The sequence below is a fragment of the Aeromonas sp. QDB14 genome, assembly GCF_027707845.1.
GTDB lineage: Bacteria > Pseudomonadota > Gammaproteobacteria > Enterobacterales > Aeromonadaceae > Aeromonas > Aeromonas caviae.
Map to the genome: position 1 here is coordinate 1 of NZ_JAPCJD010000045.1, position 12,135 is coordinate 12,135.

11 protein-coding genes are annotated in these 12,135 nt (G+C 64.5%); 5 read left to right on the top strand and 6 right to left on the bottom strand.

The window, feature by feature from the left end:
* Positions 1-320: 320 nt before the first annotated feature.
* A complete protein-coding gene (gene ydiK, locus PG887_RS14550) occupies positions 321-1,406 on the bottom strand; it encodes an AI-2E family transporter YdiK (RefSeq protein ID WP_199769681.1) in 1,086 nt (361 codons plus the stop codon).
* A 9-nt stretch (positions 1,407-1,415) separates the two neighbouring features.
* On the bottom strand, positions 1,416-2,792 hold the full coding sequence (locus tag PG887_RS14555) for a bifunctional NUDIX hydrolase/phosphatase PAP2 family protein (protein WP_104454911.1): 1,377 nt from the start codon (positions 2,790-2,792) through the stop codon (positions 1,416-1,418).
* 172 nt (positions 2,793-2,964) lie between these two features.
* Here PG887_RS14555 and PG887_RS14560 point away from each other — a divergent pair, with 172 nt between their 5' ends.
* The gene (locus PG887_RS14560; RefSeq protein ID WP_010675931.1) at positions 2,965-3,342 is read left to right on the top strand and encodes a hypothetical protein; all 378 of its coding nucleotides are present in this window, start codon (positions 2,965-2,967) and stop codon (positions 3,340-3,342) included.
* 80 nt (positions 3,343-3,422) lie between these two features.
* Here PG887_RS14560 and PG887_RS14565 read toward each other — a convergent pair whose 3' ends face one another.
* The gene (locus PG887_RS14565; protein ID WP_254231804.1) at positions 3,423-4,715 is read right to left on the bottom strand and encodes a hypothetical protein; all 1,293 of its coding nucleotides are present in this window, start codon (positions 4,713-4,715) and stop codon (positions 3,423-3,425) included.
* 219 nt (positions 4,716-4,934) lie between these two features.
* Between PG887_RS14565 and PG887_RS14570 the strand changes: the two genes are divergently transcribed.
* Complete coding sequence (locus PG887_RS14570; protein ID WP_104454909.1) at positions 4,935-5,252, top strand: YnjH family protein; 318 nt, start codon at positions 4,935-4,937, stop codon at positions 5,250-5,252.
* Between the two features lie 704 nt (positions 5,253-5,956).
* Here the strand turns inward: PG887_RS14570 and PG887_RS14575 are convergent.
* Complete coding sequence (locus PG887_RS14575) at positions 5,957-7,405, bottom strand: catalase (protein ID WP_270822048.1); 1,449 nt, start codon at positions 7,403-7,405, stop codon at positions 5,957-5,959.
* Positions 7,406-7,557: 152 nt separating this feature from the next.
* Between PG887_RS14575 and PG887_RS14580 the strand changes: the two genes are divergently transcribed.
* Positions 7,558-8,046 carry a GNAT family N-acetyltransferase gene (locus PG887_RS14580; RefSeq protein ID WP_128272481.1) on the top strand — a complete coding sequence of 163 codons (489 nt, stop codon included), beginning with the start codon at positions 7,558-7,560 and terminating at the stop codon, positions 8,044-8,046.
* The gene (locus PG887_RS14585; RefSeq protein WP_270822050.1) at positions 8,043-8,897 is read left to right on the top strand and encodes an AraC family transcriptional regulator; all 855 of its coding nucleotides are present in this window, start codon (positions 8,043-8,045) and stop codon (positions 8,895-8,897) included. Before PG887_RS14580 ends, PG887_RS14585 begins: the two co-directional genes overlap by 4 nt.
* A 69-nt stretch (positions 8,898-8,966) precedes the next feature.
* On the opposite strand, the gene PG887_RS14590 is transcribed toward PG887_RS14585, so the two are convergent.
* Positions 8,967-9,866 (bottom strand): DMT family transporter, encoded by a 900-nt coding sequence (locus tag PG887_RS14590; RefSeq protein WP_270822052.1) that lies wholly within the window; start codon positions 9,864-9,866, stop codon positions 8,967-8,969.
* Positions 9,867-9,975: 109 nt separating this feature from the next.
* Positions 9,976-10,416, bottom strand: coding sequence for a DUF2214 family protein (locus tag PG887_RS14595; RefSeq protein WP_029314852.1), 441 nt, complete (start codon positions 10,414-10,416; stop codon positions 9,976-9,978).
* 110 nt (positions 10,417-10,526) lie between these two features.
* On the opposite strand from PG887_RS14595, the gene PG887_RS14600 reads away from it, so the two are divergent.
* Positions 10,527-12,131, top strand: a complete 1,605-nt coding sequence (locus PG887_RS14600; RefSeq protein WP_270822054.1) for a sensor domain-containing diguanylate cyclase — start codon at positions 10,527-10,529, stop codon at positions 12,129-12,131.
* The last annotated feature ends 4 nt before the right edge of the window (positions 12,132-12,135 follow it).

Below are 12,135 nucleotides of genomic sequence, written 5' to 3' on the forward strand. Positions count from 1 at the left end.
ACTCATGATGAACCCTTTTTCATGGCTCCAGATGACAAACATGATCTCATATCAGGGACTTGTTCGCACCTTCCCTAAACGCCGCGACCGGCTTTAAGTTCGATTAGCCATAAGGCGTAATCGGACATTCGCGTAAATCAATTCTCCCGCTATAACAGCCATCCATATTTCCCTGCAGACAGATGCCGCTGATTCATGGACACACCGGACAGCGGCATCTCGATCGTCCGATTACACTTCGCTAATCGAACCAACATGGGACGGTAATAAACAAAAGAGCCGCCCTGGGGCGGCTCTTTGCATCGGGGATCAATGAATCGTCACGGCGCCTTGGGCTGCTCCACCAGAGCGCTCGCCGGTTGGTCATCTTCCTTGATCCAGGCATCCAGCAGGGTGTAGCCCACCGCCAACACCACGGGGCCGATGAAGAGACCGATGATCCCCAGCGCCAGCAGGCCGCCGATGACCCCCACCAGAATGAGGATCAGCGGCAGGTCGGCCCCGCGCTTGATGAGGAAGGGGCGCAGGAAGTTGTCCATGGTGCCCGCCAGCAGGGACCAGACCAGCAGGAAGGTGCCCCAGGTGGTGTCCCCGCTCCAGTAGAGGTAGCCGACGCTGGCCAGCAGCACCGGGAAGGGGCCTATCTGGGCGACGATCAGCAGGAACATCAGCACCACCAGCACCATGACATAGGGAATGCCGGCGATGAGCAGGCCCAGGCCCGCCACCGAGGATTGCACCAGGGCGGTCACCACCACCCCCATGGCGACGGCGCGGATGGCCTGGGAGGCGAGCACCACCGCATTGTCACCGCGTTGGCCCGCCAGACGGTGGGCGAAGCGGCGAATGCCTTCTGCCGCCTTCTCTCCCGAGTGGTAGAGCAGGCCGCAGATGGCCACGGTCAGCAGGAAGTGGACGAACAGCAGGCCGAGGTTGCCCGCCTGGGCCGCCAGCCAGCGGGCGGTCTGGCCGAAGTAGGGGGCCAGCTTGGTGAACAGCACCTGGCCGCCGCTCGCGAGGATCTGCCGCCAGAACTCATAGAGCTTGTCGCCCACCAGGGGCACTTGCTGCAACCAGAGCAGCTCGGGGGGTGGGGATTGGCTGAGCTCGGTGCCCAGCTCGATGAGCATGGGGGCCTTCTCCGCCACGTTGGCCAGCGTCATGAAGAGGGGAATGACGAAGATGAGCAGCAAGATGCTGGTCATCAGCAACGCCGCCAGGGTGCGCTTGCCCCACAGCAGGCGCTGGGCCATCTGCATCAGGGGCCAGGTGGCGATGGTGATCATGGTGGACCACACCAGGGCGGGCAGGAAGGGGCGCAAGACCATGAAGCACGAGATGATGAGCAGGCTGAGGAACAGCAAGCCCAGGGTGATCTTGGCCAAATCCACTTTTTTCATATTCATGGCATTCCCTTAACGAGGGGTTGAGCGCCCGGTTCGGGCACCGTGACGGATAGCGGACAACGACCACCAGAGCCCGGCGCTGAGCCAGAACCCCAGGCAGCCAAAGAGCCACCCTTGTCCCGCGAGGATCAGCAGAGAGCTGCTGGTGAGCGCGGGCACCAGGAACAGGAGCCCTGCCACGACCAGTCCCCCTGCCAGGGTCAGCAGCGCGGCGGGCAGGGCGGGGGTGGGGCTCCGTTCGAGTGATAGCAGATTACCCGATACCAGCCCCAGGGTGAACATGGCAAGCCCGGCCAGGGCGGTGGACTGGGTGAGCCAGGCCGAGAGGGCGCTGGCGATGAGCAGCCCGGCCCAGGGGAGCGGGCGCGCCACCAGCTTCGCCAGCGTGGCGCGCAGTGCCAGCAGCAGGGCCCCCAGGGCAAGGCCGGCCACCACATCCGAGAGGAAGTGGACCCCCAGCCAGACCCGGGCCAGCCCGGCCACGCCGGCCAGCAACAGGGCCAGCAGGGCCCCCTGCCAAACCCGCAGCGCCGGCAGCCAGCCAAGCAGCAGGCCCCAGTAGAGCAGGGTCGAGGCGGCGTGGCCGCTCGGCATGCCGAAGCCCTGGGCACTCTGGCGGGCCAGCTCGGGTTGCAGGTGGAAGGGCCGGGGCCAGCCGATGCCCGCCTTGAGCAGGTTCACCACCAGGGTGAGCAGCACCATGGCAAACAGCAGGTGGCGCAGCCTGGACCAGCCGAGCAGGGGCAGCAGCAGGGGCAGCAGCGCCAGCTGGAAGGGGGCCGAGCCCAGCAGATTGCCCGCCCTGGGCCAGAGCGCATCCGGCCCGAGCCATTGTTGCAGGCGCTGGATCAGTGGCAACTCGGCGCGGTGCAGCGCACTGGCCGCGTCGCTGAAATCCGTCACCCACAGCACCTGGCTCTCGGGCACCTCGGCCAGCCTCGGGGCTATCCAGTCGAGCTGCGCCGGGAAGCGACGCTGGTCAGGGGGCAGGTCGGCGGCCGCGATCAGCCTGGCGTTCAGGATCTCGCCACCGAGATCCGGGGCCTGGAGCAGGGAGACAAACCCCGTCCCCCGCTGGACCCGCAGGGGCTCCAGGGTCTGGCAGGCGAACACCCTGGCCCGTTGCCAGCGCCCCAGCTCGCCGGTGACGCGACCCTGCAGGCCGGTCTCCTCGAACAGCTCGCGCAGGGCCGCCTGCTCCGGGGTCTCCCCCCTGTCGATGTAACCGCCGCTCAGGCTGTAGCGCGAGGAGAGCCTGTCCTGCACCAGCAGGATCCCTTGCTGGTGGCGGATCACGCAGGCGGCCGCAGAGGGAGGGGATTCGGCGCGGGAGGCGGGCAGGGCACCGCCCAGCAACAGCAGCAGGCAGAAGACGACTCGAAACATGATGACACCCAGGGGCAAGGAGTGGGGACAAGGGTCACAGAAATCAGACGGCCGGGCAATGGCTTGCAGGGGGCACCGACCCTGTGGGGGACGCAAGGATTGCCGTCTGCGCGGGCAGTCCCTAGTATTGGCGGCTATTGTTCTTCTCATTCACTACATTGTGGGGCTCTTCATGCGACAGTTCGGTTTCTTTCTGGGGATTGCCATCGGCGTCATCCTGATACTGTTTGGCAGCATCGTCATCTTCCAGGCCCTGCCTGCGGCGCTGGACGTGCTGGAGATGCCGAGCCGGATCCCCTTCGTGCGCGAGGTGTACACCTGGCTGATGAGCAGCGCCAACGGGCTAACCGCCCAGCTGGAGCAGAACTTCCTGGAGGCCTTCCAGACGGTGCTCAAGCTGATCCTGCTCATCACCTTCATGTGGGTCTGCGTCAAGCTGGTCAACATGGGGGTGCTGATCATCCGGGCTGGCGTCGACCTTATCCGCACCGCCATCGAGCACAGCGAAGAGAAGGGTGCCAAGCCCACCGAGCAGGACCGCCATTTCTGATCTTCCCCTGCCACGGGTCAGATAAACAACAGGCCATCATGTGATGGCCTGTTTTTATGGTGGCATGACGCTTAAAAAAGTCAGTTAAGCAGTTTTTCCAGCTCCGCTTCGGCATCCGCCCTGGCCTGATCGCTCAGGGTGCCGGAAGTCGCTTCCAGCTTCTCGCCCTGTTGCTGCACCGCCTTGGCGGCTTGCTGCTGCGCCGTGGTTGCGGCACTGATGGTCGCTGCGCTGCTGGCGGCTTGTTGCTTCGCCGTGGTTGCGGCACTGCTGGCGGCCTGCTTGGCGGTGTCGCTCACCGCCTTGGTGGCTTGTTGCTGCGCCGTGGTTTCGGCACTGCTGACGGCCTGTTTGGCGGTGTCACTCACCGCCTTGGCGGCTTGTTGCTGCGCTGTAGTGGTGGCGCTGCTGACGGCCTGCTTGGTGCTGTCGCTTACCGCCTTGGTCGCGTGCTGCTGCGTTGTGGTTGCGGCGCTGCTGGCGGCCTGCTTGACGGTGTCGCTCACCGCCTTGGCGGCTTGTTGCTGCGCACTGGTCGCGGCACTGATGGCGGCGCTGCTGCTGGCGGCCTGCTTGGCGCTGTCGCTCACTGCCTTGGCGGCTTGCTGTTGCGCCGTGGTCGCGGCACTGATGGTGGCTGCGCTGCTGGCGGCCTGTTTGGCCGAGTCGCTCACTGCCTTGGTGGCTTGCTGCTGCGCCGTGGTTGCGGCACTGCTGGCAGCTTGCTTGGCGCTGTCGCTCGCCGCCTTGGTGGCTTGTTGCTGCGCCGTGGTGGCGGCACTGCCGATCACCTGTCTGGTGGAGTCGGACAGGGCCTTGCTGGCGCTCTGTTGCAGGCCCCCCATCATGGTGCCCAGCAGAGAACTGCCAGCGCCCGTGAGCCCCTGACCGGCACCGCTCAGGGCCGTGGTGGCCGGGGTGGCCTGGGACTGCCAGCCCTGCATGGCGCTGGGCCAGGTCGGGGTGGCGGCCGTCAGGTTTTCCCCGAAGACCTGGGTCGCCCCGTCACCTTTTTGCACCATGACGGCGAGCTGGTTGGTGTCGGCGTTCCAGACCATGCCGGCCTGCTTGGCCACGTCCGGCACGGGGGCGTAGCGGGAGACCACGTAAAAGAGCGGCCCCTCCTGTTGTAGCTCGTCGGCGGTCTTGAGCAGCTGCATGGTGCTCTCGTAGTTGGGCCCCAGCATGGCGGTCATTCTGTCCTTGATCAGCGGTTGCTCGAACAGGTTGGCCTCGTTCGGATCGAAACCGACCAGCGGCTTGAGCAGGGCCCACATCAGCTGGCTGGTGGGGCTCATCATCAGCAGGGGGGCGACACAGGCGGACAACATCAGGCTCAGGCAGGCAGCCTTGAGCAACGGCATGATACGCATTGACAACATATCCAGTTAATTATCTGATTATTAAGGGTTATTCATTACCGCATCCCGGCGATGCCGGTGGGGGCCCACGGCAGAGCCCTGACAGGCCTTTGCGGGCGCAGGCAGGCTATCATATTGCTTCCGGAATGCCAGATGAGCCGACATTTATTGGTCAAGTCGAGGGCTCTGCTGGTCGCTTTACACTTTCACTCCCCCGTGACAGGAATTCCCATGATCCGTTGTGCAGGTTGTCTGCTGGCCCTTGGCTGGCTCTTCCCCGCGTTGGCTGCCCCGGCGTCCAACACCCTCAGCCACTCGGTGGGCACCGAGCTGGTGCTGCCCCTTGGTTCGCTGCCCGAGCGGGTGTGCTGGTATCAGGATCAGAAATACTCCCAGGGGGCCCGCATCCAGCAGGGGGATCTCTGGCTGGAGTGCGCGCCGCAGCAGGCGATGGAGACCAATGGTCCCCTGATCTGGCGAGAGGTGACGACGCCGTCACAGAGTGGTGAACCGGAGGGCAACCAGCGGACGATCCGGGTGGGCCAGTGAGCCTTTTCTTGATCCAGCTACAGACACGGGCGTGATCTCTATCGCATAATGCGGCTCTTTCTTCTCTTGACTGGGATCTAAGCAATGGCTCGTCGCTCTTCCAATGCACAACGTCGTCGCAGTAGCTGGTGGTACAAACGCTTGTTGGCAAGGGAGCGGGAAGAGCGCGAAGCGCGTTCCGTCCGAGATTGATACTGCATTGAACAACGGAGCCTCGGGCTCCGTTTTTATTGGTGACTAAAAGTGCATTACCGCAGACAGGTTTATTACCAAAGGTGGATAATGATGCCGCTCTGCCAGTGCCCAACGTCGTTGCCGCCGTGAGCTGGCGGTACAAACCCTTGTTGGCAAGGGAGCGGGAAGCGTGCGAGGGCGCGGCGTCCGGGATTGATACTGCATTGAACAACGGAGCCTCGGGCTCCGTTTTTATTGGTGACTAAAAGTGCATTACCACAGACAGGTTTATTACCACAGGTGGACAATGGTGCCGCTCTGCCAGTGCACAACGTTGTTGCCGCCGTGAGCTGGCGGTACAAACCCTTGTTGGCAAGGGAGGGAAGCGCGCGAGGGCACGGCGTCCGGGATGGATACAGCATTGATCAACAGAGCCCTGGGCTGCGTTTTTCATTCATCAAAGACCGTCATGCGAGAACGGGGGCCATCAGGCCCCCGTTTTGCTTTTGCAGAGGTTGGCTGCCTGCGACTCAGCGCTGCAGAGCGGCCAGGGCCAGCTCGACCCGCTTGGCGTACTCGGGGTCGGCCTGCTCGAAGTGCCTGAGCTGGGCAGCGACGATGGCGTCATCTTCCACATTGATGAGGGAGCGGGCCAGGTTGGCGGCGAGGCGGGCACGTTGCCCCTCGTCCATCAGGCGGAAGAGATCCCCCGGCTGGCTGTAGTAGTCGCTGTCGTAGTCACGAAAATCGTAGTGCAGGGCAGCCCCTTCCAGACTCAGGGCCGGTTCGTGCTGCTCGCTCGGCTGCTGGGTGCCGAAGCGGTTTGGCTGGTAGTTGGGGCTGGCGCCACCGTTGCTGTCGGCCCGCATGGCGCCGTCGCGGTGGGCGCCGTGGTGGAACGGGCAGCGCGGGGCGTTGACCGGCAGCAGGCCGTGGTTGACGCCGAGGCGATAGCGCTGGGTGTCACCGTAGGAGAAGAGCCGCCCCTGCAACATGCGATCCGGCGAGAAGCCGATGCCGGGCACCACGTTGGCCGGGGTAAAGGCGGCCTGCTCCACGTGGGCGAAGTAGTTGTCCGGGTTCTGGTTGAGCTCCAGCACGCCGACCGGGATCAGCGGGTAGTCGCTGTGCGGCCACACCTTGGTGAGATCGAAGGGGTGGATCTTGTAGGTCTGGGCTTCGGCCTCTGGCATCACCTGCACATAGACCTTCCAGCGCGGGAAGTCGCCCTGCTCGATGGCGTTGAACAGATCTGCCTGGCTGGTCTCTCTGTCCTGACCGACGGCGGTGGCCGCCTCTTCATCGGTGTAGAAGCTGTGGCCCTGCTCGGTCTTGAAGTGGAACTTGACCCAGAAGCGCTCGTTGGCCGAGTTGATGAAGCTGAAGGTGTGGCTGCCGTAGCCGTTCATCTCCCGCAGGCTCCTGGGGATGCCGCGATCGCTGAAGAGGATGGTGACCTGATGCAGGGATTCCGGGTGGCGGGACCAGAAGTCCCAGGCGGCGGTGGCGCTGCGCAGGTTGGTGCGGGGATCCCGCTTCTGGGTGTGGATGAAGTCGGGGAATTTCAGGGGATCGCGAATGAAGAACACCGGGGTGTTGTTGCCCACCAGATCCCAGTTGCCCTGCTCGGTGTAGAACTTGAGGGTGAAGCCGCGCACGTCACGCTCGGCGTCGGCGGCCCCCTTCTCGCCGGCCACGGTGGAGAAGCGCAGGAACACCGGGGTCTGCTTGCCGACGGCGTTGAACAGGTCGGCCTTGCTGAAGGCGCTGATGTCGTGGGTCACGGTGAAGGTGCCGTAGGCGCCCGAGCCCTTGGCGTGCACCACCCGCTCGGGAATGCGCTCGCGGTCGAAGTGGGCGAGTTTCTCCATCAACCAGATGTCTTGCATCAGGACGGGGCCGCGGGGGCCGGCGGTGAGGCTGTTGTTGTTGTCGACGACGGGGGCGCCGTTGGCGCTGCGCAGGGTCTTGTCGGTCATGGCGGGTCTCCTTGTGATGAGTCGCCAGACTAGGGGAAGTGGGGGAGCGGTTCCAATGGAGTGTGCCTAACCCTTTGATTGGTTTCGCTGATGGGGGTGGAAACAGACGCCAGCCTTGCGGCAAGATGGGATTCAGCCAATCAGGAGGTCTCATGTCCATCACCATTCGCCGCGCCGGGCCGGAAGATGCCGCCGCCCTGCGGGATCTTCACGCCATGCCCCATGCCCAGGCGGGCACCCTGCAACTTCCCTTCCCCTCCCTGCAGCAGTGGGAGCAGAAGCTGACCCCGCGGGATGGCATCTACAGCCTGCTGGCGGAGTGGGAGGGGGAGGTGGCGGGCGCGCTGGTCCTGATGGTGGAGCCGTCCCCCCGTCGCCGCCACGTGGCGAGCATCGGCATGGCGGTACACGATGACTGGGCCGGGCGCGGGGTGGGCACCGCCCTGATGCAGGCAGCGCTGGATCTGGCGGACAACTGGCTCGGCTTGACGCGGGTGGAGCTGACGGTCTGGGCCGACAATCAGGCAGCCCTGGCCCTCTATCGCAAGGCGGGCTTTGTGGAGGAGGGCGTTGCCCGGGATTACGGCCTGCGTCATGGGGTGCTGGTGGATGCCCTCTACATGGCCAGGGTGCGCCGATGATCGACTATCGCGAGCGCCTGACGCCGGTGCTGCGGGCACTGGAGCAGGATCCGGATCTCTCCATCGAGGCGCTGGCGAGTCGCGCTTGCCTCTCCCTCTACCATTTCCACCGGGTGTTCACCGCCGTGGTGGGGGAGGCCCCCGGCGAGATGTGCCGCCTGCGGATGCAGCGGGCGGCCTGGCAGCTCTGCTACACCGATGCCAGCGTTACCGCCATCGCCCTGGGGGCGGGACTTGGCAGCTCCCAGGCCTTCGCAAAGGCGTTTCGCCACCACTATGGCTGCACCCCAGGGGCGTTTCGCCGCGACAAGGGCAAGAACGGACACCTGGATCGCAAGGAAGGACACGCATGGCAAGGGGCACTCCCTTATGCTGAAGGCCACTCATCAGCAAGGAGCAACACCATGAACACCGTCGAGATGGACGCCCGCACCCTGGCCTATATCCGCGTGACCGGCCCCTATGGCGAAGGGTATGACGCCGTCTGCCATCGCCTTCACCAGTGGGCCGCGCCCCGTGGCCTGGAAGGAGGAGAGTGGATCTTCATCTACCACGACAACCCCGAGGTGACGCCGCCGGCCCAGTGCCGCACCGACATCGGCATCAGCGTGCCGGTGGGCACCCTGGGGACGGGGGAGGTGGAAATTCAGCACATCCCCGCCGGGCGCTACGCCCAGTCCCGCTACCTCATCACGGATCGCAGCCAGTACGGGGAGCGCTGGCAGGAGCACATCGGCGATATCGTCGCGGCCGGGCTCGCCTTTGGGGACGGCCCCTGCTTCGAGCTCTATCACAGCGTGAGCAATGACCCCCTGCGCGATGACGTGAGCTTCTGCTCCAGTGTGCGCTAGGCAGGCGGCAATAAAACGAGGCGCCCAAGGGCGCCTCGTTTTATTTGGGGTCAATGACCACCGCAGATATCAGGACTGGCTGGGCACCTTGTTGCGGCGGGACTTCCACCACCAGCGCAGGCGGATCTGGGAGATGAGCATCCCCGCCAGCATCAGGGCGCAGCCGACCACGGCCCGTTCGTCCAGATGTTCCCCCAGCAGCAGGACACCGCCAATGGCGGCGAACACCGTCTCCAGGCTGAGGATGATGGCGGCGTGGGCCGGATGGGCACCGCGCTGCCCCACCACCTGCAGGGTATAGCCGATGCCGACCGAGACCAGACCGGCGTAGAGCAGCGCCTGCCAGCCCGCCACGGCACCACTCGCCGTCGGGGTCTCGATGACGAAGGCCGTGGCCAGGCTGAGCAGGCCGCACACCACGAACTGCACCCCGGCAAGACGAATGGGGGCGACCCGGTTCGAGTAGTGATCCAGCACCAGCAGATGCACGGCCCAGAACAGGGCCCCGATCACTTGCAGCAGATCGCCGTAGCCGATGGTGAACTCCTCGGTGACGCTGAGGTAGTAGAGCCCGGCCATGGCGATGAGGGCGCCAATCCAGGTGTTGGCCCCGGTCTTGTGGCGCAGGGCCAGGCCGATGACGGGGACCAGAATGATGTAGAGGCCGGTGATGAAGCCCGCCTTGGCGGCCGTGGTGTAGAGCAGCCCCACCTGTTGCAGGGAGGCGGCGGAGAAGAGCACGGTGCCGGCGATGAGGCCCCCGGTCAGCAGCAGGCGGTGATCACCGGCAGGCTGGGGCGGCTGGCGTGACTTGGGCCACCACAAGAGCGGCAGCAGGGAGAGGGCGCCCAGCAGGAAGCGCAGGCCGTTGAAGGTGAAGGGCCCCATGTGAGCCATCCCCAGACGCTGGGCGACGAAGCCCAGCCCCCAGATGGCGGCGGCCATCAATAACATCATGTTTGAACGCATACGGAATCATCCCTGAGAAAGAGTCTCGGCGGCACTCGGGCCCCGCCATTACGATACCTGCGAGAAGGGGCGTTTGTCGTCAGCCATTTGTTGCCGGGCGAGGGCAGGATCAGCGGCTGGCCAGCTTGGCGAGCAGGGGCAGCAGGGCGAGCAGCAGCAGGTTGCCCCTAAGGATCCAGATCACCCAGAACTGCTGCTGGGTGGAGACAAGGGGAGCCCGTCCTTGGCGCAAGGATCGGCGCCAGTGGTGGAACAGCCGGCTGGGGTAGCCAAAGCTGATGGCCATGGCGAAGAACATCAGCAGCTTGGTGCGGTAACCCGGATTGGCAAACAGGATGGCCGGTGGCTGGGGATGGGCGACCACCAGCAGCACGCCCGTGATGAAGATGAGCAGCAGGGCCAGGGCGGCCAGGCTGTCAGCCAGCAGCAGCTTGCGCACCTGCTCGATGGACATGCCGCGCCGGAACAGGAAATACTCCGAGGTGATGGCACCGGTCAGGGTGATCACGGCGCAGTAATGGAGGGCAGTCAGCAGTTCCGGTTTCAACATCCAGGCCAGTTCCTTCTCGTTGGCCACCTGATGCGCTTCCCTTTGGACGCCATCAGGTGGGGCTGATATTCTGACACTACACGATGTCAGGGGATAGCATGGAGTCAGGGTTGGATAAGCGAGCAGTCTCCAAAAAGACCTGGTCCCTGGTGGCACGGATGCGCCTGGGCCTGCTTCTGCTCTTCATTCCCGTCCTGATGCTGGGTGCCATCTACTACCTGCACATGGAGCGCAGCCTGCAGCGAGAGCTGCAACAGCGCCTGCTCGCCACCAATCACCAGTTGCGCCACGTCTTCATCGAGCCCTACCTGAACGAGATGGAGCGTCAGTTCTCCCTCATCTACGACCAGGTCAAGGTGGAGGACATCAGCGGCCCCCGTCTGCGCAACACCGACTCCTATCTCAGGGAGTGGCGCCTCTACAAGGGGGTGATGGCGGATCTCATCTACATCTATGTGGGCACCGCCGAGCGCCAGATGCTGATCTACCCCGAATGGCAGGCGGATGCGGACTTCGATCCCAGGGTGCGCCCCTGGTATCAGCTGGCCAGCCAGCATGTGGGCAAGATGGTCTGGACCGAACCCTACTACGACTACACCAACGGCACGCTGGTGATCGCCCTGGCGCGGGCCATCACCGACAAGGAGGGCAAGGTGCGGGGGGTCTTCGCGGTGGATGCCATCCTGGCCCCCTTCTCCGCCCAGCTGAACCGGCAGTGGAACAGCGGCTACCAGATGATCGTCAACCAGTCGGGCAAGGTGCTGGCCCACCCCGATCCCTCACAACTGCTCAAGCCCATGACCCACCCGACCTGGCTCTCCCGCTTCAGCGGGGAGGACGGCATCTTCCTGGATCAGGCGTCCCGCCAGTTCGTGGCCTACAGCCGCCTGCCGGACCACAACTGGGTGCTGATCAGCGTGTTGCCCGCCTCCAGCATCCAGGCGGTGGTGGCGAGCGCCTCCCTCAACGTGCTCGGGATCATCGTGCTGGCCAGCGTGCTCTACATGGTGCTGGCACTGATCTGGTCCCGTTATTTCAGGCGGATGCTGGACGAGATCTCCACCGTGATCCGGGCCAGCCGGACCCAGCCTGACGAGGTGCACCAGGGGGGGATGCGCGAGCTCAGGCACGTCTATGCCGAGCTGGCGGAGGTGAGCAAGGATTATCACGAGGTGCGCCAGCAGGCGAACCTCGACAAGCTGACCGGCCTTTACAACCGGCGCTTCTTCGACGGGCGGTTGAATCGGCTGCTGCTCGATCAGGACCGCTTCTGCCTGGCCATGATCGATCTGGACGGTTTCAAGCGGATCAATGACACCTATGGTCACCAGACCGGGGACGTGGTGCTCAAGCGGGTGGCCAGCTTTGGCGCCAAGCTGCTGGGGGATCATGGCTGGGTATGCCGCTATGGCGGGGAAGAGCTGGTGGTGCTGTTCGCCAATCCGGACATCCACTTCTGCCAGATGCTGCTGGAGCAGTACAGGATTGGGGTGGCCTCCCTGCACTGGCGTGAACCCGGTCTTGGGATCACCTTCAGCGGCGGCCTGGTGGCGAGTGCCCCCGGGCTTGGGGCCAGGAGCCTGCTGACCATGGTCGATGCCGAGGTCTATCGCGCCAAGGGTGACGGCAAGAATCGCATCTACATGGTGGATCCCCTGGCTCCCCGGGACGACTCGCCCTCAGGGGATGGCATGTTGAGCAAAGAAGAGGCCTGAGGGC